The sequence below is a fragment of the Nocardia sp. NPDC060249 genome, assembly GCF_042728755.1.
In the GTDB taxonomy this organism is placed as follows: Bacteria; Actinomycetota; Actinomycetes; order Mycobacteriales; family Mycobacteriaceae; genus Nocardia.
Genome location: NZ_JBHXAQ010000006.1, coordinates 1715 through 26415, shown reverse-complemented (window position 1 = coordinate 26415; position 24701 = coordinate 1715). Strand labels below are relative to the sequence as shown.

General features: G+C 68.4%; 22 protein-coding genes and 1 tRNA gene. 12 read left to right on the top strand and 11 right to left on the bottom strand.

Annotated elements, in window-relative coordinates; genetic code table 11:
* The first annotated feature begins 36 nt into the window (after positions 1-36).
* Positions 37-1428 carry an MATE family efflux transporter gene (locus tag ACFWFP_RS21735; protein ID WP_379297756.1) on the top strand — a complete coding sequence of 464 codons (1392 nt, stop codon included), beginning with the start codon at positions 37-39 and terminating at the stop codon, positions 1426-1428.
* A gap of 55 nt (positions 1429-1483) precedes the next feature.
* Here the strand turns inward: ACFWFP_RS21735 and ACFWFP_RS21730 are convergent, their stop codons facing one another.
* From ACFWFP_RS21730 to mfd, 4 genes are all read right to left on the bottom strand, one after another.
* On the bottom strand, positions 1484-2059 hold the full coding sequence (locus tag ACFWFP_RS21730; protein ID WP_379297754.1) for a TerD family protein: 576 nt from the start codon (positions 2057-2059) through the stop codon (positions 1484-1486).
* A 38-nt stretch (positions 2060-2097) separates the two neighbouring features.
* Positions 2098-2583: a hypothetical protein gene (locus tag ACFWFP_RS21725; protein ID WP_379297752.1), complete on the bottom strand. Its 486-nt coding sequence runs from the start codon at positions 2581-2583 to the stop codon at positions 2098-2100.
* A 202-nt stretch (positions 2584-2785) separates the two neighbouring features.
* Entirely contained in the window at positions 2786-3481 is a 696-nt protein-coding gene (locus ACFWFP_RS21720) for a MazG family protein (RefSeq protein ID WP_379297750.1), read from the bottom strand.
* An 8-nt stretch (positions 3482-3489) separates the two neighbouring features.
* Positions 3490-7104 carry a transcription-repair coupling factor gene (gene mfd / locus ACFWFP_RS21715; protein WP_379297748.1) on the bottom strand — a complete coding sequence of 1205 codons (3615 nt, stop codon included), beginning with the start codon at positions 7102-7104 and terminating at the stop codon, positions 3490-3492.
* A 217-nt stretch (positions 7105-7321) separates the two neighbouring features.
* Between mfd and ACFWFP_RS21710 the strand changes: the two genes are divergently transcribed.
* Positions 7322-8596, top strand: a complete 1275-nt coding sequence (locus ACFWFP_RS21710) for a hypothetical protein (RefSeq protein ID WP_379297746.1) — start codon at positions 7322-7324, stop codon at positions 8594-8596.
* A 90-nt stretch (positions 8597-8686) separates the two neighbouring features.
* Positions 8687-9310 (top strand): TIGR03085 family metal-binding protein, encoded by a 624-nt coding sequence (locus ACFWFP_RS21705; protein ID WP_379297744.1) that lies wholly within the window; start codon positions 8687-8689, stop codon positions 9308-9310.
* A gap of 1 nt (position 9311) precedes the next feature.
* On the opposite strand, the gene ACFWFP_RS21700 is transcribed toward ACFWFP_RS21705, so the two are convergent.
* A complete protein-coding gene (locus ACFWFP_RS21700) occupies positions 9312-9959 on the bottom strand; it encodes a TetR family transcriptional regulator (protein ID WP_379297742.1) in 648 nt (215 codons plus the stop codon).
* 160 nt (positions 9960-10119) lie between these two features.
* Positions 10120-10797: a TetR/AcrR family transcriptional regulator gene (locus ACFWFP_RS21695; RefSeq protein ID WP_378993171.1), complete on the bottom strand. Its 678-nt coding sequence runs from the start codon at positions 10795-10797 to the stop codon at positions 10120-10122.
* A gap of 188 nt (positions 10798-10985) precedes the next feature.
* Between ACFWFP_RS21695 and ACFWFP_RS21690 the strand changes: the two genes are divergently transcribed.
* The 6 genes from ACFWFP_RS21690 to ACFWFP_RS21665 all read left to right on the top strand — a co-directional run bounded on the left by ACFWFP_RS21690 (position 10986) and on the right by ACFWFP_RS21665 (position 15650).
* A tRNA-Gln gene (locus ACFWFP_RS21690) sits at positions 10986-11056 on the top strand.
* Between the two features lie 93 nt (positions 11057-11149).
* Positions 11150-12640 (top strand): bifunctional UDP-N-acetylglucosamine diphosphorylase/glucosamine-1-phosphate N-acetyltransferase GlmU, encoded by a 1491-nt coding sequence (gene glmU / locus ACFWFP_RS21685; RefSeq protein ID WP_379297740.1) that lies wholly within the window; start codon positions 11150-11152, stop codon positions 12638-12640.
* Entirely contained in the window at positions 12637-13617 is a 981-nt protein-coding gene (locus ACFWFP_RS21680) for a ribose-phosphate diphosphokinase (protein ID WP_379297738.1), read from the top strand. Before glmU ends, ACFWFP_RS21680 begins: the two co-directional genes overlap by 4 nt.
* Positions 13618-13828: 211 nt before the next feature.
* On the top strand, positions 13829-14458 hold the full coding sequence (locus ACFWFP_RS21675; protein WP_379297736.1) for a hypothetical protein: 630 nt from the start codon (positions 13829-13831) through the stop codon (positions 14456-14458).
* A gap of 86 nt (positions 14459-14544) precedes the next feature.
* The gene (locus ACFWFP_RS21670) at positions 14545-15210 is read left to right on the top strand and encodes a DUF2461 domain-containing protein (protein WP_379297734.1); all 666 of its coding nucleotides are present in this window, start codon (positions 14545-14547) and stop codon (positions 15208-15210) included.
* Between the two features lie 65 nt (positions 15211-15275).
* A complete protein-coding gene (locus ACFWFP_RS21665) occupies positions 15276-15650 on the top strand; it encodes a hypothetical protein (protein ID WP_379297732.1) in 375 nt (124 codons plus the stop codon).
* 21 nt (positions 15651-15671) lie between these two features.
* Here ACFWFP_RS21665 and egtD read toward each other — a convergent pair whose 3' ends face one another.
* The 4 genes from egtD to egtA form a co-directional block, all read right to left on the bottom strand.
* Positions 15672-16643 carry an L-histidine N(alpha)-methyltransferase gene (gene egtD / locus ACFWFP_RS21660; RefSeq protein ID WP_379297730.1) on the bottom strand — a complete coding sequence of 324 codons (972 nt, stop codon included), beginning with the start codon at positions 16641-16643 and terminating at the stop codon, positions 15672-15674.
* Positions 16640-17482, bottom strand: a complete 843-nt coding sequence (gene egtC / locus ACFWFP_RS21655) for an ergothioneine biosynthesis protein EgtC (protein ID WP_379297728.1) — start codon at positions 17480-17482, stop codon at positions 16640-16642. The genes egtD and egtC overlap by 4 nt, the downstream gene beginning before the upstream one ends.
* Entirely contained in the window at positions 17482-18816 is a 1335-nt protein-coding gene (egtB, locus tag ACFWFP_RS21650; protein WP_379297726.1) for an ergothioneine biosynthesis protein EgtB, read from the bottom strand. Before egtB ends, egtC begins: the two co-directional genes overlap by 1 nt.
* Positions 18817-18901: 85 nt before the next feature.
* Positions 18902-20188, bottom strand: a complete 1287-nt coding sequence (gene egtA / locus ACFWFP_RS21645; RefSeq protein WP_379297724.1) for an ergothioneine biosynthesis glutamate--cysteine ligase EgtA — start codon at positions 20186-20188, stop codon at positions 18902-18904.
* Positions 20189-20310: 122 nt separating this feature from the next.
* Here egtA and ACFWFP_RS21640 point away from each other — a divergent pair, with 122 nt between their 5' ends.
* Positions 20311-21489, top strand: coding sequence for an aminotransferase class V-fold PLP-dependent enzyme (locus ACFWFP_RS21640; protein WP_379297722.1), 1179 nt, complete (start codon positions 20311-20313; stop codon positions 21487-21489).
* Here ACFWFP_RS21640 and ACFWFP_RS21635 read toward each other — a convergent pair.
* The gene (locus ACFWFP_RS21635; RefSeq protein WP_379297720.1) at positions 21479-22039 is read right to left on the bottom strand and encodes a TetR/AcrR family transcriptional regulator; all 561 of its coding nucleotides are present in this window, start codon (positions 22037-22039) and stop codon (positions 21479-21481) included. The genes ACFWFP_RS21640 and ACFWFP_RS21635 overlap by 11 nt on opposite strands.
* 98 nt (positions 22040-22137) lie before the next feature.
* On the opposite strand from ACFWFP_RS21635, the gene ACFWFP_RS21630 reads away from it, so the two are divergent.
* Positions 22138-22833, top strand: a complete 696-nt coding sequence (locus tag ACFWFP_RS21630) for a lysophospholipid acyltransferase family protein (protein ID WP_379297718.1) — start codon at positions 22138-22140, stop codon at positions 22831-22833.
* Positions 22834-22914: 81 nt separating this feature from the next.
* Positions 22915-24558: a fatty acyl-AMP ligase gene (locus ACFWFP_RS21625; RefSeq protein WP_379297716.1), complete on the top strand. Its 1644-nt coding sequence runs from the start codon at positions 22915-22917 to the stop codon at positions 24556-24558.
* Positions 24559-24701: the final 143 nt, after the last annotated feature.

The window sequence follows — 24701 nt, the reverse complement described above, 5'->3', positions numbered from 1 at the left end:
CGCGAACGCGCGCGAGACGAACCCCGGAGCGGGTGGGTGAACGGCACGGCGACCGATAGCAGCGCGCTGGCGAAGCTGGCGACGCCGATCGCGCTCACTCAGCTGGCGCAGATCGCGATCTCGACGACCAACCTCGCGCTGATGGGCACGCTCGGCGTGCGCGAGGTCGCCGCGGGTGGGTTGGCGCTGGTGCTGTTCAACCAGATCCGCACCATGTGCGTCGGGCTGATCACCGGCACCGGGAATCAGATCGCCGGCGCGCTGGGCGCGGCCGGCAAGCGCGGCGATTCGGCCGACGACGAGGTGCGCGCGGTGGTGCGGGCCGCGTTCGTCATCGCGACGATCGCCGGACTGCTCGGCGGGGCGCTGCTGATCGGGCTCGGCTGGGTGTTGCCGTGGCTCGGTCAGGATGTCGGCGTGCTCGACGCCGCGCGGCCGATGATGATCGCGCTCGCGCCGGGGTTGCTGCCGTGTCTGTGGTTCCAGGTGCTGCGCCAGTACACCGTCGGCATGCAGCGGCCGCAGGCGTTGCTGCTGGTCACGCTGGGTTCGGTGGCCTTGAACCTGGTGCTCGCGCTGGCCTTCATCCACGGCTGGGCCGGCCTTCCGGCGATGGGCCTGACCGGTGTCGGCATCGCGACCTCGCTGGTCTTCCTGATCACCTTCGGGGTGCTCTGGGCGATGGTGCGCCGCGACGACCAACTCGGCCGCACCCTGCCCTCGACGCCATGGCCGGTGCGCTGGGCGGCCGTGCGCGAGGAACTGCGGCTCGGCACGCCGATCGCGCTCACCTACGGTTCGGAAGCGGGCATGTTCTCGGTGCTCGCGCTGGTGATGGGCAGTTTCGGGCCCGCTGCGCTGGCCGCGCACAATGTGGTCTACCAGATCATCTACATCGTGTTCCAGATGGCGATCGGGCTGTCCCACGGCGCGTCGATCCTGGTCAGCGACGCGGTCGCGCGCGATGAGGTCGGCCACGCGCGAGCACTGGCCTGGCTGGCGTTGCGAATGGCCGCGGTGATCGCGATCATCACCGGCGCTGTCTACGTGCTCGCGCCGGACATCGTTCTCGCGCCGTTCCTCGACACCTCCGACACCGACACGCTCGCCATCGCGCACACACTGCTGCTCATCGGCATCGTGCTGCAGTTCTTCGACGCCGCCCAGAACATCGGCACCGGGCTCCTGCGCGGCCTGAAGGAGACCTCTGCGGGCTTCCGGCTGTCGCTGGTCGGTTACTGGGGCGTGGGGCTGCCCTCAGCGCTGCTGCTCGCCTTCCCGCTGCATCTGGGCGCGGCCGGGGTCTGGTGGGGCTTGACGGCCGGTCTGGCCACCACCGCCGTACTGATGCTGCGCAAGTACTTCGCCCTGCTCGATCAGGTCGACGTGGTCGCGCCACGACGGGTGCCGGTCACCCAATCACGATGACAGCGAGCACGACAAAGGCGGGCGACTATGTGTCGCCCGCCTTTGTCGTGGTTCGTCAGAGATTCACGCCGTAGTCGCGGGCGATGCCCGCCAGGCCCGAGGCGTAACCCTGGCCGACAGCGCGGAACTTCCACTCGTTGTTGTGGCGGTAGAGCTCGCCGAACACCATCGCGGTCTCCGTGGACGCGTCCTCGGACAGGTCGTAGCGCGCCAGTTCCACGCCGGTGTTCGCGTCGGTGACGCGAATGTAGGCGTTGCGGATCTGGCCGAACGACTGGCCACGGGCCTGGGCGTCGTGGATCGACACGGGGAAGAAGATGTTGGTGATCGCCGGCGGAGTGGCCGCCAGGTCGACATTGATGATCTCGTCGTCGCCGTCACCCTCGCCGGTCAGGTTGTCACCGGTGTGCTCGATGGTGCCTTCCGGCGAGCGCAGGTTGTTGTAGAAGATGAAGTGCTGATCCGAGAGCACCTTCAGGTTCGTACCGGTGGCCAACGCGCTGGCGTCCAAGTCGTGGTCGGCACCGGTGGTGGTGCGCACGTCCCAACCGAGACCGACCGCCACCTTGGTGAGGTTGTCGGTCTGCTTCGACAGCGAGACATTGCCGCCCTTGGCGAGTGTGACGCTCATGAAAACCCTTCTGTCCAGATGGTGTGCCGTAGAGGAACTTACGCTGTGGGCCCGTCGTCGATCCAGGACCGCAGGGTCTCGACCCGCCCCTCCAGTGCCCGCAGTTCGGTGTCGTCGAGGACGGTGCGCTGGATGCCACGATCGACGGCGAACGCGGACTGGCGGTGGTCGTCGATCACGTCGATGTCCAGCTGCACCGCGGTGTAATCCTGCGCCGACGGCATCTGCTCGGCGATGACCGTCGCCCGGCCGCGCGCGCACAGCGCCACATTGCCGCCGCCCAGAATCAGCAACGCCACCTCCGGCTGCGCCCGCAACCGTGCCAGCGACCCACGATCGGACTTCAAACTGATGAGGATCCGCCGATCACCCGCGCGTACCGGCCACGACACCGGGATCGCGTGCGGCCCGGCATCGGTGGTCACCAGCACCGCGATGGTTTCCTGCGGCCATACCGGCAACGCGTCCAGCTCAGGATGGTCGGCCATCACATCTTGCCCTGCCGGATCTACCTCTGTACCCATCAACCTCACCTCGACGATCGCCGGACCCCTGCCCCGCCGCGGACGGCGAGCTGCTTCGAGTCTAAAGCTGTGTGGCCCTTGCCCGCTGGCGCGCGCACGATTGTCCTCGAGATCTCAGCAACGTCTCAGCCGTCGGTACCGTGCCCCGAACCCGCGGAGCATCGTTAGCTCAGCGGTAGCCGACGCGATCGGCGGGTGAGGCTCAGCGCGGCCAGAAGGTATGCCAGTCGTCCGCGCTGAGCGGCGACCGAGCGCCGCGTTCGGCTTCGGCGGCGTCCTCGGCGGCGCGGATGGCGGTGGCGAAGTCGATGGACGCTGTGCGCAGGCGTTCCTCGGCCGAATCAGGGCCGCCCAGCTCGACCACGCGCAGCGTGTCCGGGACGAGGTCGGCGGGCAGGCCCGCGGTGGCGCTGCGGGTACGGATCTTCTCGGCGAGAGCGAGGGCGGGCTGGGCCATGGCGATGCCGTCGAGGCAGGAGCGGCGCGCTTTCTCCGCGGATTTGCGCTCCTCCCATGCCTTTTCCTGCGCCGCGATCTTGGCGGCCATCGAGGTACCCGAGGAGAACTCGGCATCGGTGAGGTAGGGGCTGCGGTGGACGAGTTTGCCGACCAGGGTCGCCGCCACGTCGTCGACGGTGAATTCGCCCGCGTGTTCGGCGATTCGGGAGTGGAACAGCACCTGCAACAGCAGATCGCCGAGTTCTTCCTTGATGGTCTCGGCGTCGCCCGCCTGGATGGCGTCGAGGAGTTCGTAGGTCTCCTCGAGCAGATAGGGGCGCAGCGATTCGTGGGTTTGGGTGCGCTCCCAGCCGCCGAAATGCCAGAGGCGATCCATCACCTCGACGGCGTCGGACAGTCCAGCGGCGACGACCGCGGTGTCTGCTTGCTCCTGCGACATCTCCGGGCTCATCGCGCCGACGCGGCTTCCGTCGGCACCGAGAGATCCACCATCCCCTGGGGTTTACCGTCCAGCACCAGCAGCAGATCGGCGACGAATTGCAGCACTGCCACATCGCGCACCCGGTCGGCGCCGACACTGTCGGTGATCCGCGGCAGCGGCAGGGTGATCAGCCCGCTCGCCGGGCGATAGTTGGCTGCGGGGTAGATCCGCTTGAGCCGAAGTTGTTTGGAATCGGGAAGATTCAGCGGGGCGATCTTGAGCGAGGAGCCGGTGACCACGATCTCGGACACGTCGTACTCGCGCGCGAGCAGGCGCAGCTTGGCCACCGCCACCAGTCGCCCGACCTCCACCGGCAGCGGGCCGTAGCGGTCGACGAGCTCTTCGACGACCGCCGCCAGGGCCGTATCGTCGTGGGCGGAGGCGAGTTTGCGGTAGCCCTCGAGCCGCAGCCGGTCGCTGGCGATGTAGTCGGGCGGGATGTGCGCGTCGACCGGCAGATCGATGCGCACCTCCTTGTTCTCCTCGGTGACGATCGGCTTGCCGTCGGCCGCCGCGCGGTAGGCCTCCACGGCCTCGCCGACCAGTCGCACATACAGATCGAAGCCGACACCGGCGACGTGACCGGATTGTTCGGCGCCGAGCACGTTGCCCGCGCCACGGATCTCGAGGTCCTTCATCGCCACGGCCATGCCCGCGCCGAGATCGGAGTTCTGCGCGATGGTGGCCAGGCGGTCGTAGGCGGTCTCGGTGAGCGGCTTCTCCGGCGGATACAGGAAGTACGCGTAGCCGCGCTCACGGGAACGACCGACGCGACCACGCAACTGGTGCAATTGCGACAGACCGAGCGAGTCGGCACGTTCCACGATCAGGGTGTTCGCGTTGGAGATGTCGAGGCCGGTCTCGATGATCGTGGTGCAGACGAGCACGTCGTATTCGCGCTCCCAGAATCCCTGCACGGTCTTCTCGAGCTGGTCCTCGTTCATCTGGCCGTGCGCCACCACCACCCGTGCCTCGGGCACGAGGTCACGAATCTTCTTGGCGGCCTTGTCGATCGAGGACACTCGGTTGTGCACATAGAACACCTGGCCGTCGCGCATCAGCTCGCGGCGGATGGCGGCGGTGACCTGCTTGTCGTTGTAGGCGCCCACATAGGTGAGCACCGGATGACGTTCCTCGGGCGGGGTGAGGATGGTCGACATCTCGCGGATGCCGGCCAGGCTCATCTCCAGGGTGCGCGGGATCGGGGTGGCCGACATGGTGAGGACGTCGACGTGGGTGCGCAGTGCCTTGATGTGTTCCTTGTGCTCCACACCGAAGCGCTGCTCCTCGTCGACCACCACCAGGCCGAGGTCCTTCCAGCGCACCCCGGTCTGCAGCAGCCGGTGGGTGCCCACCACGATGTCGACCGAGCCGTCGGCCAGCCCGGCCATGATCTCCTTGGAGTCCGAGGCATCGGTGAACCGGGACAGCCCCTTCACCGTCACCGGGAAGCCCGCGACGCGTTCGGTGAAGGTCTGCAAGTGCTGCTGGGCGAGCAGCGTGGTGGGCACGAGCACGGCGACCTGCTTGCCGTCCTGTACCGCCTTGAACGCGGCGCGCACGGCGATCTCGGTCTTGCCGTACCCCACGTCGCCGCAGACCACGCGGTCCATCGGCACCGCCTTCTCCATGTCCGACTTCACGTCGGTGATGGCGGTCATCTGGTCGACGGTCTCGGTGAACGCGAACGCGTCCTCCATCTCCTGCTGCCACGGGGTGTCCGGGGCGAAGGCGTGGCCCGGCGCTGCCTGACGCGCGGCGTAGAGCTGCACGAGCTCGCCCGCGATCTCGCGAACGGCTTTGCGCGCCTTGCGTTTCGTGTTCGCCCAATCGGAGCCGCCGAGCTTGGACAGGCTCGGCAGTTCGCCACCGACGTAGCGGGAGAGCTGGTCCAGCGATTCCATGGGCACGAACAGGCGGTCGCCGGGCTGGCCGCGCTTGCTCGGCGCGTATTCGATCACCAGGTACTCACGCCGTGCGCCGCCGATGGTGCGCTCGATCATCTCGACGAACCGGCCGATCCCGTGCTGGTCGTGCACCACCATGTCGCCCGAGGTGAGGGCGAGCGGGTCGACCTGGTTGCGGCGCTTGGCGGGCAGCCGCTTGCCCTCGGTGGGCGCGGTGACCCGGTTGCCGGTGAGATCGGATTCGGCGACGACCACCAGTCCGGCATCGTCGAAGATCAGCCCGTCGTGCAGCGAACCACACAGCACGCCGACCACTCCCGGCTCCGGCACCGCACCCGCGGGCAGCAACGCGGCGGGCACTTCGGCCTCGCCGAGCCGTTCCAGCACTCGTTGCGCGGTGCCGTGACCGGTGACCACGACCACCGCGCGGCCGCCGGTGGCCACGTGCGCGCGCAGCGACGCGAAGATGGTGGCGACCAGTTCCTCGGACCCACGGGCGGTGGGCCCGGCGGCCACCGGCAGGTTCACCTCGATCGGATCGCCGGAGCTGAGCGGGCTCAGCGTCCACCACGGCAGGCCGAGTTCGTCTGCGCTGGTGTGTAATTCGGTCAGGTTGCGGTAGCCGGAGGCCGCCAGGTCGAGGCCGTTGGCCCCCAGCGGCGCGTCGCTACCGAAAGAAGCCGCGGTCCACGAGGCTTCGAGGAACTCCTCGCCGGTGCGCACGAGATCGGCTGCGCGAGTACGGATCTTCTCCGGGTCGCACAGCAGCAACTGGGTGCCCGCGGGCAGTGCCTCGGTGAGCAGGCTGAGCTTGCCCGGCGCGAGGACCGGCAGCAGCGCCTCCATGCCGTCGACGGGAATGCCCTCGGCGATCTTGTTCAGCATCTCGACCAGGGAGGCATCGGCCTCGTTGTCGGCGGCGACCGCGATGGCGCGTTCGCGCACCGGCGCGGTGAGCAGCAACTCGCGACACGGCGGCGCGACCACCAGCTCGATGGTGCCCTCGGTGAGCGAGCGCTGATCGGCGACCGAGAACGGGCGGATCTCGGTGACCTCGTCGCCCCAGAACTCCACCCGCACCGGATGATCCGCCGTCGGCGCGAACAGATCGAGAATGCCGCCGCGCACCGCGAACTCGCCGCGCTTGCCGACCATGTCGACGCGGGTGTACGCGAATTCCACCAGGCGAGCGAGCAATTCGTCGAAGTCGAATTCGCTGCCGACCCGCAGCACGACCGGCTCGATATCGCCGAGCCCGGCCGTCATCGGCTGCATCAGCGAACGCACCGTGGTGACCACCACCCGCAGCGGTTCGGGGTAGACGGGGTCTTCGGGATGGGCCAGCCTGCGCAGTACCTCCAGCCTGCGCCCGACCGTGTCGGGGCCGGGCGAGAGGCGTTCGTGCGGCAGGGTCTCCCAGGACGGGAACACGGCGACCGACGGGCCGAGCATCTCGGTGAGTTCCACGGTCAGATCGTCGGCCTCGCGACCGGTCGCGGTCACCACCACCAGCGGACGCTGATCGGCGATCGTCGCGGCGACGAACGGCCGCACGGCCGACGGCGCGACCAATTCCACCCCGGATTTGCCGACCAGATCGGTGACCGTCCGCAGCGCGGCGTCACCCGCGACCACTTCGGCCAGACCGGCGAGCGGAGGACGAAGGGAGGACATTGTTCGCTCCTGAATACGCAGACGGGATAGGCGAGGTAGCCGTCTCGAAGTCTAGATGAGTGATTCCACCGGGTCGGCCCGCGGCTGACCCCGGGCGTGAGGCGACTCCGGGGCGACCGATGCCCTGTGAGAGACATCACAGTCGGTACATCGACCAGTCGCCGAACGCACCCGCCACGAATCTCCGAAAGCTATACGTCTATCGAGTGGGTGATCTATGACGACCACAGTCGGAATATCAGCGGAACGCACTGTCGTCCGGGGGGTGCTCCTGTCCAACGCACCGGGGAAGAAATCCGAGGTCCTCCAGTCGGTCGAGCAGCGTGTCGAAGACGGGGGCTCGATCGTCCACGCACTCGACGCTCTTGCCGAGGCGGCGCCGGTCATCGCGGATGTCGCCGTGGCGTATCGCACGGCGCAGGACCGGCAGCGGATCGTCTCGGAGCTCGCGGCCGGGCCGTGGCGGACAGCATCGCTGGTTTCGACCCGATCGGCGCTGTTCACGCTGGTCGGTGCCATGCCGGAACTCGATGAGGTCGGGACCGTGGTGATGCTCGACCTCGCCGAACACGCCGCGACTGCCGTGATGATCGGGCCGGATCGTCGTCAGATCCTGGCCTCGGACGCCTGGACCACCGGAATTGCCGAGGGTGCCTCGGCCGACGGTCCCGCGGAATCGTTCGACACCGACGCGATGACCGAGACGATCGGTCGCGTGCGGTCGATGCTGGCGTCGATCCCGGCGCACCCCGACGCGGTTGTCCTCTGTGGTTCGTCGGCCGCCGATCCCGAGATCGCGGGCGCCCTGCGCTACGAACTCACCGCGCGCGTGGTCCTCGTCCCGGACTTCACGCAGGCAACGGCGCGCGGAGCCGCGCTGATCGCCGCCGACCAGGTGCGAAAGCAGCTCGCCGAACCACCGCACGCGCCTCGGCGCCACCAGCGGCTGGTACTGACCGCGGCGGCTCTCGCGGCCTTTCTCGGCGTCGCCGGATTCGCCGTGTCGCAGGTACTGGCGGAAAACTCGCCCGCCATGAACGCGGGTTCCCCCAACTCGACCAGCCTTGCTCCACCGGCGACCTCAGCGCCTGCCGCTGTCGAGGCAACCCCCGATGCCTCGCTTCCGACCTCGCCGCAAGATCGCACCCACCCTGTGACACCTGCTCCGGCGACAGCGCCGAACCACTCGTCGGCTCCCGCTCCGGCGCCGCCGTCCGCTGCTACGGCCCCCGCCACCGCCGCGCCTCGTGATCCGGGACCGCCCATCCGGGTTCCGGAAGCCGGTCCCACAGACTCCCCCGAACCGGCGGGCACACCGGAAACGGCCGCACCGAGCGCCCCTCCGACCCCGGCAAAGGTCGGCGCCCCCGGTCCGCAAGGGCTGTTCCCGGGAGAATCGCCACCCCCGGCGGCAGGCTCCGACCCCGCCGCGGAACAGGCGTGGTGGGCCAACCATTGGAACCTCAAGCGACAGTGGATGAACGGCGGCTGACATGCACTATCAGGCCGGGATCGCTCGAAGGCCGGCTGTTTGTCGACAGGCTCGGCGCCGCGGACGTCGCGACGCGCGTAGGGTCGAGGAGTGAGTCTGGCTCGACGTGAACGCCACGCCCTCGTGGAAACGATGACCGAGGCCGGCCCTGCCGCGCCGACCCTGTGCGGCACCTGGACGGTGCACGACCTCGCCGCCCACCTGGTGGTCCGCGAACGCAGGCCCGACGCGTCGGTGGGCATCGTCTTCCGGCCAATGGCCGGGTACCTCGAAGCCAAGCAGGCCCAGATCGCGCAGCGGCCCTTCGCCGAACTGCTCGAGCTGGTCCGCACCGGCCCGCCGTGGTGGTCGCCGCTGCGCCCGGTCGACGCGGTGGCCAATCTCAGCGAGATGTTCGTCCACCACGAAGACGTTCGCAGGGCCGAACCGGGCTGGGAGCCAAGGCAATTGGCGGCGCGCGACGAAGATCGCCTGTGGACCGCACTGCGCACCGTCGCCCGCGCGGCCTACCGCAAGTCGCCGGTCCCGGTCGTCCTCGCGACGCCGCAGGGCGCTCGGATCACGGCGCACCGAGGCGACGGCGTCGAGGTGGTACTCACCGGCCCGCCGTCGGAACTGCTTTTGCACGCCTTCGGCCGCAACGAAGTCCGGATCACCCCGACCGGAGCCGAGACAGATGTGCGGGCGGTGCTCGCCACCGACCGCAGCGTGTGAACTAGACGACGTAGCGGCGCAGCCTGCGCGCCGCGAACTCCCGGAAGTACGACAGCTTCTCCGGTGGCACCAGCGAGGGCAGCAGGAAATACCAGGCCCGCTCCATCCGCGCCGCCATCTGCTCCATCGACTCGGTGCCGACCGCGACGATGTGCACGCCCGCCGTCAGTTCCTGGAGCAGCACGCCGACCACTTCCGGATCGAGGTCGGCGATCAGGTCACCCTGGGAGATGGCCCGCTCCGACAGCAACCGGTAGGTCTCGCCCCAGGTCTTGGCGATGTTGTCGCCCTGCGCGCCGCGATAGTCACCGATCTGGTGGGTGAGCTTGAGCATCGCCCCCACCATCGGATCGTTCATCGACAGATCGGCCACCACGTAGGTGATCCCGACGGCCGCCTCCAGCGCGGGCACCCGGGAATCGAAGAAGCCCTGACAGGATCCGGTCAGGCGCTCGTTGCCCTGATCGACCACCGCCCTGGCCAGCTCCTCCTTGGAGCCGAAGTGAAAGTACAAGGCGCCCTTGGTCACATTGGACTGCGCGATGATTTCGCTGAGGCTCGCGTTGGCGTAGCCCAAACGGAGAAAGACATCGGCAGCGCCAGCAAGGACGGAGTCGCGGGTGATCTCCGCGCGTGCTTGCCTAGCCATCAGATCCGCCTGTCATCCAATAATCCAGCCATCCTGAAGTAGACCGACATCCCGAAATTTGCTCGACATACCGCCCGGCAGCACCCAAAAGGATGGGTGAACCGTACCACCAGGCGGCAAAGTGGCAGCCGAATCATGGATTCGGTCCACGCTGCTTGCGCTAACGTCCGGTTACCCCACCGCTGGTCGGCGTAGTCCCCGTATTCCATTCGGAGCTGAGCCCCGGTTCGGCTTCCAAATGACTCAAACCGTTCCAGCACAGGTTGACCAGGTGCGCCGCGACCACCTCTTTGGGCGGGGTGCGCTCGTCGAGCCACCAGGTGGCGGTGGTCGAGACCATGCCGACCAGAGCTTGGGCATAGAGCGGGGCGAGGCTGGTGTCGAGATCGCGGCGGCCGAAATCGCCGGCGAGCAGATGGGCCACCTGGTTGACGGCCTCGTTGAGCAGGCTCGAGTAGCGCCCGTCGGAGTTGGCGGCGGGCTGGTCGCGGACCAGGATCCGGAAACCGTCGGTCCGCTCCTCGATGTAGGTGAGCAAGGCCAGCGCCACCTGCTCTAATCGCACCCGCGATCGATTGCGGGTGAGCGAGGAGGTGACCATCTCCAGCAGCATCGACATCTCACGATCGACGACGACCGCGTAGAGACCTTCCTTGCCGCCGAAATGCTCGTAGACCACCGGCTTGGACACCTGCGCTCGCTGCGCGATCTCCTCGATCGATGTCGCGTCGTACCCCCGCTCCGCGAACAACGCGCGCCCGATCTCGATCAGCTGCTGCCTGCGCTGCGTACCCGTCATCCTGGGCCTGGTGGCCCGCCCCGGCTCACTGGACGACATGCGTGCCCCCGCCTCTCCGCGTTTCGACTCACGAGAAATCAGTACGTGCGTTCCAGAAGGCTAACAACGGCATCCGAGCACGGACGCGACAGGCGTACACAAGATTCGCCCGAGGACGGGATCGTGTGCGAGGATCACTGGCGTGCCGTAGCACAGTGGTGGGCGATGACTGCCCACTGGTGTAGCGATCCGCCGTAGTGTAATGGCAGCACCTCTGATTTTGGTTCAGATAGTTCAGGTTCGAGTCCTGGCGGCGGAGCACACGGACACACAGTGACGTATCGTCGGCCCGCACCATCTACCGACCGAACCCGCCACAGCACACTCGCTGACAGGCAGCCGAGGGAGATCCATGTCACCGCAGACCGCCGTCGTCGTTCTCGCCGCAGGTGCCGGGACGCGAATGCGGTCGAAGACTCCGAAAGTGCTGCACCCGTTAGCAGGCCGGTCGATGCTCTCGCACGCGCTGCACGCCGCCGTCGAGATCGATCCGACGCACCTGATCACCGTTGTCGGGCACGACCGGGAGAAGGTCGGAACCGCCGTCGCGGACGTGGGTAAGGAACTCGGCCGCGAGATCGTGTGCGCGGTGCAGGAGCAGCAGCTCGGAACCGGACACGCGGTGCAGTGCGCACTGGGTTCGATCCCGGCGGACTTCGACGGCGACCTTCTCGTCACCTCGGCCGATGTGCCGTTGCTCGACGGGCACACTCTTTCCGCGCTGCTCGACGAGCACCGCAGCTACGCCGAACGGCCGGCCGTGACGGTGCTGACCTTCGTGCCCGACGACGCCAACGGCTACGGCCGGATCGTGCGCGACGACGACGGCCAGGTCGCCGAGATCGTGGAGCACGCCGACGCGACTCCCGAGCAGGCCAAGCTCAAAGAGGTCAACTCCGGCGTCTACGCGTTCGACGCGTCGGTACTGCGCACGATGATCGGGCGGCTGTCCACAGCCAACGCCCAGCACGAGCTCTACCTCACCGATGTGCTGCGGCTGGCCCGCGAAGCCGGTCATCCGGTGCACGGCGCGCGGCTGGTCGACTCCAACAAGGTCACCGGCGTGAACGACCGGGTGCAGCTGTCGCAGGCAGGCGCCACCCTCAATCGCTACATTCTCGAACGCCACATGCGCGCGGGCGTCACCATCATCGACCCGGCGACGACCTGGATCGACGCGAGTGTGCGGATCGGGCGCGACGCGGTGCTGCGGCCCGGCACCCAGCTCTTCGGCCGGACCCACATCGGTGAGGACGCCGAGATCGGGCCGGACACCACGCTCACCGATGTGTTCGTCGGCGAGCGCGCGAGCGTGATCCGCACCCACGGCGAGCGCGCCGAGATCGGCGAGGGCGCCACCATCGGGCCGTTCAGTTACCTGCGGCCGGGCACCGTTGTCGGCGAGGAAGGCAAGCTCGGCGCGTTCGTCGAGACCAAGAACGCCTCGATCGGCGCGCACTCGAAGGTGCCCCACCTCACCTACGTCGGCGACGCGACGATCGGCGAGTACAGCAACATCGGCGCTTCCAGCGTTTTTGTGAACTATGACGGAGTGAACAAGCACCACACCGTGGTTGGTTCCCATGTGCGAACAGGGAGCGACACCATGTTCATCGCACCGGTAACGGTGGGTGACGGCGCCTATACGGGTGCGGGTACTGTACTGCGCAGAAGCGTTCCACCGGGTGCACTTGCTGTGTCGGGTGGGCCACAGCGCACTTTTGAAAACTGGGTGCAGCGCTACCGTCCAGGAACCGCTGCGGCGCGCGCGGCGGCGGAAGCCATCGCGGCAGACGAGACGTCTTCGAAGACAATCGAGCAAAAGGATGGCAACCAGCAGTGACCGCGTTCTCGATCGACAACCAGAAGAACTTGATGCTCTTCGCAGGCCGGTCACATCCTGAGCTGGCCGAACAGGTCGCCAAGGAACTCGACGTCGACATCACTCCGCAGACCGCGCGCGAATTCGCCAACGGCGAGATCTTCGTTCGCTTCGAGGAGTCGGTCCGCGGTTCCGACGCCTTCGTGCTGCAGAGCTTCCCCGCGCCGCTCAACCAGTGGCTGATGGAACAGCTCATCATGATCGACGCGCTCAAGCGCGGTTCGGCCAAGCGGATCACCGCGGTGCTGCCGTTCTACCCCTACGCGCGCCAGGACAAGAAGCACCGCGGCCGCGAGCCGATCTCGGCCCGCCTGGTCGCCGACCTGCTCAAGACCGCGGGCGCCGACCGCATCATCAGCGTCGACCTACACACCGACCAGATCCAGGGCTTCTTCGACGGCCCCGTCGATCACATGCACGCGCTGGTGCAGCTGTCGGACTACATCCGCACCAACTACCCGTCGGACAACCTCGCGGTCGTCTCCCCCGACGCGGGCCGGGTGAAGGTCGCCGAGAAGTGGGCCGACGCGCTCGGCGGCACGCCGCTGGCGTTCATCCACAAGACCCGCGACCCGCTGGTGCCCAACCAGGTGAAGTCCAACCGCGTCGTCGGTGACGTCGAAGGCCGCACCTGTGTGCTGATCGACGACATGATCGACACCGGTGGCACCATCGCCGGTGCGGTGAAGGTGCTCAAGGAAGCCGGCGCGGGCGACGTCATCATCGCGGCCACCCACGGTGTGCTCAGCGATCCGGCCGCCGAGCGTCTCGCCAACTGTGGCGCCAGGGAAGTCGTCATCACCAACACGCTGCCGATCAGCGAGGAGAAGAAGTTCCCGACGCTGACCGTGCTGTCGATCGCGCCGCTGCTGGCCCGCACCATCCGCGAGGTCTTCGAGAACGGCTCGGTCACCGGCCTCTTCAACGGCAACGCTTGAGCTGTTCCGCCTCGCCGTGACTTTTGGCCGGACTGGGGCGCGGGGTGGGTTGGGGACGCGGCAAGCCTTCAGAGGTTGAGGGTCAGCCCGTGCCCGGCGAGTTACCCATGTTGTCGCGAGACCAGTCGGTGCGTTTGTCCTCGGACAATGGCGCACCGGCTGGTCTTTGGTGCATGGTGGTCCTGTAATTCGGGACGTGACAGGGGGCGGCATGGGGACTGAGCCGGAGCGGCGGGTCGAGCTCGGTAAGGATCAGGGTGTGCCGCGGGTGCAGGACGCGCCGGAGGTGCCTGATCCGTCGGGCGGGGAACCATGGGGTGGGATTGCGAATCCGGCGAGCCCTGACGACGCGGGGTCGTATCCCCCACCGCCCGCCGCCGCACAGCCCTGGGGCGGGAGCGCGAGTCCGGCCGTCGATCTGCCGCCGTATCCGTCGCCACCGCCGGGGCCGATGTTTCCCGCGCCCGGCTATCCCGCTGTCGGTAATGCCGCGCCGATATATCCCGCTGCGGGCTATCCGCCGCCTGGGCGGGCGCCCTACGGTGCGCCGCAGTACCCGGGGCAGTTCCCCTCGCCGCCCCCGCCGGGGTACGGCTACCGGGACAACACTCCGGTGTGGTCGATCATCAGCTTCTGTTGTGTCGCGGCGTCGGTGCTCGGCGGGGCGATGCTGTGCGGGCTGCCGGTGCTCGTCACCGCGCCGACGGGAGTCGTGCTCGGGCTGGTGGGGCATGCCAAAGGCGAGCCGATGGGCAAGTGGGCGGCGATCGCCAACGGGGCGGTCGCGGCGCTGGCCGCGGTTCTGGTGGTCGTGTTCGTGGCACTGATCGGCGGTATGTGAGCCTCGGCGGGCGATACTGGTAGGCAGTAGCCGACCCGATCGCCCGAGGCCCCGATCCCCGAACAGAACTGAGAAACGCCGCACCGATGGACGCTTTCGCCGGATTCCCGCTCGCCGGACTCGACTTCTACGAAGATCTGGAGGCCGACAACTCGAAGGCCTTCTGGAACGCGCACAAACACCTCTACGACGAGGCCGTGCGCGCCCCGATGACCGCGCTCACCGCCGAACTCGCGGCGGAATTCGGCCAGGCCAAGATCTTCCGCCCCTACCGTGATGTCCGATTCTCCGCCGACAAGCTCCCCTACAAGACTCATCAGGGTGCGGTGGCGGGAGTGGCGCCGGGCGTCGGCTGGTATGTGCAGATCGGGGCGGCGGGGTTGTTCGTCGCGGGCGGCTGCTTCCGGCCCTCACCCACTGCCTTGGCCGTGCTGCGCGCGACGATCGACGACGAGGTGCGCGGCGCGGAACTGGAGAAGATTCTGGCCGCGACGGCGGCGGCCGGTTTCACCCTCGGCGGCGACAAGCTCAAAACCAAGCCGAAGGGCTACGCCATCGACCATCCGCGCATCGACCTGCTGCGCCACAAGTCACTGACCGTGCATCGCGAGTTCGGCGCACCGGAGTGGCTCACCACCCCGGCCGCGGCCACCGAGATCCGCCGCGCCTGGAACGAGCTGCGGCCGCTCGTCGAATGGTTCGCCGCCGTCCTCCAAGGCGTCCCGGAGGACACCAGCGGCAGGCGCCCGTAGTTGACGACTGCCCGGCCCTGGCGTGGTTCGTGACGGACGGCCGTCCGGGGCCGATACTGGAGACCATGAGCCGTGAACCGTTGGACATGGACATGGGCGATGACGATCAAGCCGACGACATCGTCGAATACGAACGCTATGTGGAAGACCCGCCCGCCGACTACGTGATCCGCAATCACGAAGCCGACGCCGACGGCTTCCTCGGCATCAACGAGGAAGTCGCCGAGGAGTACACCGAACGTGGCTCCCGCCACGAGGCGATGGAAGAGGACGAACGCCCCGCCGAGGAAGGCGCGATGCGGGTGGTCGGCGAGGACGATGTCGACGGCGACCTCTTCGACGACGACGCCGTCAACGGCGAGGAAGGCGTCGACAAGGATCTCGAGGGCGACGAGAGCCTCACCAGCGGCGAATACCTCGCCGACGAACTCGACCTCTGACCACGCTCGCCCTGACCGGACTCAGCGGCGTTCGGCCAAGGCCAGGATGAAGCGGTTGTCTGGATCGGTCCAGGTGTGGGTGGGGGTGAAGCCTGCTTCGTCGAGTTCGGCGGCGAGGGATTCGGGGCGGAACTTGGCGGAGATCTCGGTGCGGATTTCCTCGCCCGCGGCGAAGTCGACGGTGAGGTTCAGGCCGGCGACGGTGGCCGTCATCGCTTCGGTGGCGCGCAGGCGCATTTCGATCCACTCGTTCTCGGCGTCCCAGCGGGCGACGTGGTCGAATTTCTCGGGGGCGAAGTCGGCGTCGAGACGGTTGTTGAGGACGTGCAGGACATTGCGGTTGAACTCGGCGGTGACGCCCGCGGCGTCGTCGTAGGCGGGAACCAGGATCGCCGGGTCGATGACCAGGCCCGCGCCGAGCAGGAGCAACTCGCCGGGTTCGAGGACCTCGTTGATGCCCGCCAGGAATTCGGCGCGCTCGGCGGGGACCAGATTGCCGATGGTGCCGCCGAGGAAGGCGATCATGCGGCGGCCGCCGCGGGGCAGGTTGTGCAGGGTGTCGGTGAAGTCGCTGACCACGCCGTGCACGGACAGGTTCGGGTACTCGGCCGCGATCTCGTCGGCCGCGCCGCGCAACGCCGAGGCCGAGACATCTTGCGGAACATAGGTTTTCAGCGAACCCTCGGCGGTGAGCGCGTCCAGCAGCAGGCGGGTCTTGGCGGCCGAGCCCGAGCCGAGCTCCACCAGCACCTCGGCGCGCGCGGCCGCGGCGATCTCACCGACGACCCGCTCGAGCAGGGCTCGCTCGGTACGGGTCGGGTAGTACTCGGGCAGTTCGGTGATCCGCTCGAAGAGCTCGCTACCGCGCGCGTCGTAGAACCACTTGGGCGGCAGCGACTTCGGGTCGGCGGTCAGTCCGGTGCGGGCGTCGGCGCGCAAGGCCGCGGTGAGATCGTCGTCGGTGAGATGGATGTCCAGCAGCGGCGCGGTCATGAACGGACCCTTTCGGTAGCGGGGAGTTCGAGTGCGGTGATGGTGCAGTGGCCGGGTGTGGCGGTGACCAGTCGGTGGTCGACGACGGATTGCCAGCGTGGATCCGCGTCGTAGGGTTCGGACGACAGCACGGTGTAGTCGTCGGTGACGAGCACCGACAGCGCATGCCAGCAGGTAGTGGCCCACAGCTGGATGCCGTTGCCGAGCAACAGGTTCAGGCGAGCGCTCGGCTGATGACGGAGAACGGTCGCGACCAGCAGCTGTAGGGCGCCGGCCGGGGAAGTAACGGGACCGACGGGGTCGATCGCCGCGAGCAGGCCCCGCAGCAGCACCCACAGTGCGGCGGAATCGGTGAGCGCCTCTGCTTGCAGCAGCACGGCGGGGGAATCGAACGGTGTTGCGGTGGTGAAGACCTCGTTCAGATCGGCGAGGACGGCGACGAGGGTGGTTCGCCAGTCCGGGACGACGCCGTTGTGGCTGAAGGCCCAGTGTTCGTCGGTGAACGGCGCGCAGGCGGAACGCTCCACCGGCATGCCGACGGTGGCCGAGCGGACGGCGGCGACGACCGAACGGGATTCGAGGTGGCCGAGCACTTCGGCGACGGCGGGGTCGGTCCAGATCGGAGCCTGGTTGCGGTAGCGGGCTACCGCGTCGCGGGCGCCCTCCGTGCCCACATCGGCACGGCGCCACCAGGCCACGCCGAAGCCATCGGCGTTGATGGTGCCGCCCGCGCGCATATCGACCGGCGCCCAGGACTGGGCGTACAGCGAGTGCGGGCCGCGCAGAATCAGCTCGCCGACCCCTACCGGTGGGCCGACGTAACCGAGGTGCCTGCACATCAGAGTTCGTCCTCGCGCAGATCTCTGGCGAGCCGGAACCCGGCGAAGATCTGGCGGCGGATCGGATGGTCCCAGTTGCGGAAGGTGGCACGGCAGGCGACCTCGTCGGTGCCGAAGGAGCCGCCACGCAGGATGCGGTAATCGCCGCCGAAGAAGACCTCCGAGTATTCGCGGTAGGGGAACGCGCGGAACCCGGGGTAGGCCTCGAAACCCGAGGAGCACCATTCCCAGACGTCGCCGATGAGCTGGTGCACGCCGGTGGCCGACGCACCGGCCGGATAGGCGCCGATCTCGGCGGGTTCCAGGTGCCGCTGGCCGAGGTTGGCCAGGTGCGCGTCCGGTTGGTCCTCGCCCCACGGATAGCGCCGCGACGCACCGGTTTCCGGGTCGAACCTGGCGGCCTTCTCCCATTCGGCCTCGGTCGGCAAGCGCTTTCCGGCCCACCGCGCGTAGGCCTCGGCCTCGAACCAGCACACATGCACCACGGGTTGATCGAGCCGCAGCGGAGTACGGACGCCGAATGCCGTGCGCGTCCATCTGTCACCGTCGCGCTCCCAGAACTGCGGAGCGATCAAGCCCGCCTCCCTGCGGTGCGCCCAGCCACGCTCGGACCACAGCTCGGGCCGGTCGTAGCCACCGTCGTCGAGGAAGGCGAGGAACTGCCCGTTGGTCACCGGCGCGACATCGATCGCGAAGCCGTCGACGTGCACCGGATGGGCGGGGCGTTCGTTGTCCAGCGCCCACGGATCGGCCGAGGTTCCCATCAGGAATTCGCCTGCGGGAAGAATGATCTCGCCGCCAACCGGCACCGGAGCGACAGGAGCGGGCGGCGCCGACAGGACAGGCGCGCCGATGCGCAATTGGTGGGTGGCGAGCATGGTCTCGTCGTGCTGCTGCTCGTGCTGAGCGATCATGCCGAACGCGAACCCCTTGTCCACCAGTGGATTACCGGCCAGGGCACTGGAATCGAGGACGTCGAGTACCTTTTCGCGCACCGAGCCGACGTAACCGCGCGCCTGCTCGGGGTTGAGCAGCGGCAGCGCGGGCCGGTTCGACCTGGCGTGTTTGAACGCGTCGTAGAGCTCATCGATATCGGCCCGCACCGCGTCACGCCCACCGACATCACGCACCAGCCACAGCTCTTCCTGGTTCCCGATATGCGCCAGGTCCCAGACCAGCGGCGACATCAGCGGCGAATGCTGGGCGACGAGATCGGCTTCGTCCACGCTCTCGGTGAGCAGAGCGGTGCGACGGCGAGCACGCGACAGGACCTCGGCGATACGAGCGCGCGTCCGGTCGCGGTCGCTGTGGTCGGCGGGGGCGGAAAGAGTCACGAGAGCTCCGAAACAGACAGGTCGACAACGACTTCGGGCAAAGAGACAGCGGCATGCCGACCACGGCGGGTCGGCGACGAGACCATCACGACCCGCCGGCGCCGTCGCGGGCCGAGTCGACCTCGGCGAGCGGACTGCGGCCCGCACTACATCGGCGGGCCACGGCGGCCAATTCCGCGGCGGCGGACGGTGTTCGCGCATGGGCGGCAGCCAGGTCGAGCACGTCGGCGGCCGCGCGACGCAAGTGCGGGTCGAGCAGTCCGCACCGCGCGGACGTCAGCCACTCCCCCGCGGTGGGCGCGGCGAGGGCTGTCGCCTCGGCTACGACAGCGGGGGTCGACAGCAGCGCGTCGAACAGGTGGATCGGGGTGGTCCACGCTTCACCGGGCTGGGTGTCGAGGTAGCGGACCTCGAGGTGACCGGATGCTCGGACCGGCGGAAAGAGGGTGGTCAGGTGGTAGTCCAGATCGGCGCGGGTGGGGCGGCGGCCCACCTCGTCGTCGAGGGCGCCGGACAACCAGTCAGCGAAGGTGGCGCCGTGCGGTGGGGACCAGTCGGCGTCGGCATCGGTGCAGCGCACACACAACAGCGGCACGTCGAGAGCCCAGTGAGCGTACGAGGCGATCGGGTCGGCCCAGTCGGCCACCGGGGGTCTGGTGCGGGCGGGGTCGAGGCGCAACCAGGTGCGCATTCGCTGAGACGCCCAGTCGCCGCGCGGCACGCCGTGCAGGCGCGGTGAGCAGGCGAAGGCGGCGATGAGGGTGGGGCCGAGGACGTAGAGGGCGGTCCAGCGCGCCCGCACCTCGGCGGGATCGGCGCCCGCGTCCACGCTGACCTGCGTGGCGGCGGTATTGCACATCATCAGGGTGCCGAAGGGGCCGACGCCGTCGAAATGACGTTCCATCGCCGCGTAGCGGGGCAAACGGAGCAGGCGCTCGGCGGGACGGCCCGCATCGGCGGCGGCGGCGAAGACGCTGATCTCGCGGGCGGCGAGCAGGTCCCGCAAACGGGTCGCATCAGCGCGCAGATGCCGCGTCAGCGCGGCCGGATCAGCGAACGGGGCGCTGGAAAGTTCTATCTGACCACCGGGTTCGACGGTGACCAGGCTGCCGCCGGGCAGGGCAAGCGCGGGGGCAGCGGGAGCGATGGAGGTCGGTGCGTGCGGCCCGAGGGCCGCTGCCAGCTGGTCGAGCGAGGGCCGGGAACCGGTGGGACCGGCGGTGAGCCACTCCAGTTCGGCGCCGATCAGCGCAGGTGGACCGAGCTTGAAACAAACGCCGCCGACATAGGCCTCCGCCGCCGCCCTGGACGACAATTCGCCCTGGTCGGGAGCATAATCGGGCCACGATGAACGTTCCAGGGTGACCGCCATACCAACCTCCACGTGCTGCGTGCTGCCGGGGAACCTGCGTTTCGTCCTTTCCAGAGTAGCGAGGACCACCGACAGAAAAAGTGACGAAAAGGGGAACGCCTCGGGGCGCTATCGTCGTCACCATGCTTGACCTCGCCGCGATCAGAGCCGACACCGCAGGACTTGCCAACGGTCAGGTCTTCCTCGACAGCGCCGGATCGTCACTGCCGCCGAAGATCGTCCTCGACACGATGATCGCCCACTTACACCGCGAAGCCGAGATCGGTGGCTACCGAGCGGCTAACGAACGCCTGGACGACCTCGCCGCGGTGAAGACCTCGATCGCGACGCTCATCGGCGCCACGCCCGGCACCATCGCCCTCAGCGACAGCGCGTCCCGGTCATGGGCCGATTTCGCCTACTCGGTACCGCTGAAACCCGGCGATCGGATCCTGATCTCCGGCGCCGACTACGCCAGCAACGCGATCGCCGCGCTCCAGCGCGCGAAGCACACCGGCGCGGTGGTCGAGCGCATTCCCAGCGACGACACCGGCCGCCTCGACACCGACGCGCTCGCCGACCTGCTCGACGAACGCGTGCGACTGGTTTCGCTCCAGCACGCGCCGACCAACGGCGGCCTCGTGAACCCGGTCGCCGAGGCCACCCGAATCGCCCACGAAGCCGGTGCGCTGGTGCTGCTCGACGCGTGCCAGTCGACCGGGCAGCTACCCATCGACGTCACCGAACTCGGGGTCGACGCCATGTCGTCGACCGGTCGCAAATGGTTGCGCGGCCCCCGCGGCACCGGATTCCTGTATGTCCGTTCCGAACTGGCGCAGACGATGGAACCGGCCCGCCTCGACCTGCACAGTGCCGAGTGGGTGAGCCCCGGCGAGTACCGGCTCGCCGACGGCGCGGCCCGTTTCGAATTCTGGGAGTGCGGAGTCGCCGCCCGTCTCGGCCTCGGCGCCGCCGTCGACTATCTGCTCGAACAGGGCCCCGACGAGGTCTACGCGGCCGTGGCCACCCGCGCCGAGTACCTGCGCAAGACCCTGCCGGAACTACCCGGGGTGACCGTGCGCGATCTGGGCACCGAGCACAGCGGCATCGTCTCGTTCACCGCCGACGGCCACGATCCCGAACAGCTGCGCGATCGGCTCGCCGAGCACGCGATCACCGTCACCGTCAGCCACGCGGGCTCCACTCTGCTCGACATGTCCGAGCGCACCCTGCCCGCCGTGCTGCGGGCCTCCCCGCACTATTTCGTCGGCCCGGCCGAGCTGGACCGCTTCGTCGCCACGCTGGCCGAGCTCACCCGCTGAGCCCCGCGAGGTGCTCGCGGACGATCCGGTCCACGAGCACCCGCGGGTCCTGATCGGGGGCAACGATCTCCAGCGCCCGGTTGACGGCGATCGTCGCCAGACCGTGCACATTGGTCCACAGGGCCAGCGCGCGCTGCGGCGCCGACTCCGGCGCCACCGCCGCGACCAGCTCCACCACCTGTCCGTACAGCGGCCGCGTCGTCGCCCGCAAATTCTCGCCGGAGCCCGCCAGCAGATCGTGGCGAAACATCAGGGTGAACATCTCGGGCCGCGACACCGCGAAATCCACGTAGTCGACGGCCATTCGACGTAGCCGTTCACGCGGGTCGTCGATCGTGGCGAGCACCGCGAACCGCTCGATCAGTTCCCCGAATCCGCGCGCCGCGATCGCCGCGAGCAGCGCCGCGTGCGTGGGAAACCACCGCCGCGGCGCGCCGTGTGAGACACCGGCGGCCCGCGCGATCGCCCGCAACCCCAGTGCGCCGAAGCCGTCGGTTTCGAGCAGATCGACACCGACGTCGACCAGGCGCTCGCGCAACGGTTCAGGCATACCGGCAATTCTGCACACCAGCTCGCGAAGCTTCGCGGTCGCCCGCGTAGACAGTGTCTACTAGTCTTCGGTAGACACTGTCTACGAAGGGTTTGCCCATGTGGTACCTGTTGTGCAAATACGTCCTCATCGGCCCGGCGCTGCGCCTGCTCGGACGCCCCCATGTCGAAGGGCTCCAGCACATCCCACGCACCGGCCCGGTGATCATCGCGGCCAATCACCTGGCCTTCATCGACTCGCTCTACCTGGCCCTGGTGATCCCACGGCCGCTCACGTTCCTGGCGAAGCAGGAGTACTTCGCCGGCACCGGATTGCGTGGGCGATGCAAGCGCTGGTTCTTCACCGCAGCGGGCCAGGTACCGGTGGATCGCACCGGCGGCGACGCGGCCGCCGACGCGCTCGCGGCAGCCACCGGAATCCTCGAGGGCGGGGGCGCTTGGGCAATTCACCCCGAGGGCACACGGTCACGGGATGGCAGGGTCTATCGTGGTCGCACCGGGGCGCTGCGCGTTGCCATGGCCACCGGGGCACCGGTGGTGCCTGTGGTCCTGGACGGTACCGATCGCATGAATCCTCGCGGTCGGAAACTGTTGCGTTTCACCAAGGTACGCATCACCGTCCACCCCGCGCGGCGCTATCCCACAGCTGTTCATCACACCCAGGTCAGAGCGGCAACCGACCTGCTGATGCGGGAAATTGCCACGTTATCGGGTAGACCATACGTAGACCGCTACGCAGCCACCTTCGCTGTCGAAGGCGCAACAGCAGGGGTGCTGGGGCGTCAGCCGGGTTAACACGCGCGGGGCGGGGCGGGATTTCTTGTCTGAGTGCAATGCACGGCCGTAACCGATCGTTGGCGTAAAGGGAGACCGACGTTGAGCAGGTTCACCGACGAAATGTTTGGCACAGCGTTGACCAGCCCGAAGGGACTGGTCACCGGAGAGCCGGAGGCACCACTGCGGCAGACCTGGGGGGACATTCACCATCAGGCGCGGCGGATGGCGGGCGGTCTCGCCGCCGCCGGGATCGGGCACGGCGACGCCGTCGGCGTACTGGCGGGCCTGCCTGTCGATATCGCGCCTGTCTGCCAGGCGATCTGGATGCGTGGCGCGTCGATTACCATGCTGCACCAACCGACGCCACGCACCGACCTCGCGGTCTGGGTGCGTGACACCGAAACGGTGCTGCACATGATCGACGCGAAGGCTGTCGTACTCGGCGCGCCGTTCGCGGCCGCCGAGCAGGTGCTGCGGGAACGCGGGATCATCGTGGTGCCGGTCGAGGAACTGCACCGGGGCGCCGATACCGATCCGGTGCCGACCACCGAGGGCGATATCGCGTTGCAGCAGTTGACCTCCGGGTCGACCGGATCGCCCAAGGCGGTCCGGATCACTCACGGCAACTTCAACACCAACGCGTACGCGATGTTCAACCGGGTCAAATTCCAGCTCGACGACGACGTGATGATCAGCTGGCTGCCGCTGTTCCACGACATGGGCATGGTCGGATTCCTTAGCGTACCTATGCAATTCGGCGCCGAGGTGGTGTGCGTGACACCGCTGGACTTCCTCGCCAGGCCACTGCTGTGGGCCGAGCTGATCGACAAGTACCGCGGAACTGTCACCGCCGCGCCGAATTTCGCGTACTCCCTACTGGCCCGGCGGCTGCGGCAGGCCGAACCGGGCACCCTGGATCTGTCCAGCGTGCGCTACATGTGGAACGGCGCCGAACCGGTCGACCCCGACACCATGATCGCCCTCGCGGCGGCGGGAAACGAGTTCGGGCTCAACCCGATGGCTCTCACGCCGGTGTACGGCATGGCCGAGACCACCCTGGCCGTATCGATTCCCGACCCCGGCAACGGCCAGGTGCTCGACGTGATCGACGCCGACCTGCTCGAGGTTGTCGGCAAGGCGGTACCGATCGCCGAGGACGGCCACCACGGCACCCCGCGCAGGCTGCCGACCCTGGGGCACCTGGTCGACGATCTGGAGGGTCGCGTCGTCGACGCCGAACGCCAGCCGCTGCCGGTTCGCTCGGTCGGTGTCATCGAATTGCGCGGCCCCGCTGTGACCGCGGGCTATGTCACCGTCGACGGCTTCCGCCCCGCCAAGGACGCCGACGGCTGGCTCGACACCGGCGATATCGGTTACTTCACCGAAGACGGCCTGATGGTGGTGTGTGGGCGCATGAAGGACGTCATCATCATGGGCGGGCGCAATATCTACCCCACCGACATCGAACGCGCCGCACTGCGCGTACCGGGCGTCCGCCCCGGCAACGCGGTCGCGGTGCGCCTGGACGCGGGGGAGAAACGCGAAAGCTTCGCGGTGGTGGTCGAATCCAACGATTACCAGGAGGCCGACGAGGTCAAGCGCATCGAGCGCGAGATCGTCCACGAGGTCTTCGCCGAAGTGGGCTCGCGCCCGCGCACGGTCGCCGTCCTCGGGCCGGGAGCCCTGCCGAAGACCTCCTCCGGCAAACTCCGGCGCTCCGCCACCGCGGTGCACCTGCGGTAGCCCAACCCTGGATCCGCCACGACCGCACTCCCGCCCCCCACCCGCGACCCTAGGGAGCGGCGGCCACGAAGTGGCCGGTCGCGGCCGGGTCGCCGGTCAGGCGCCGCGGGGGACGCGCCACAGCGGGCCGCCCCCCGGGCGGG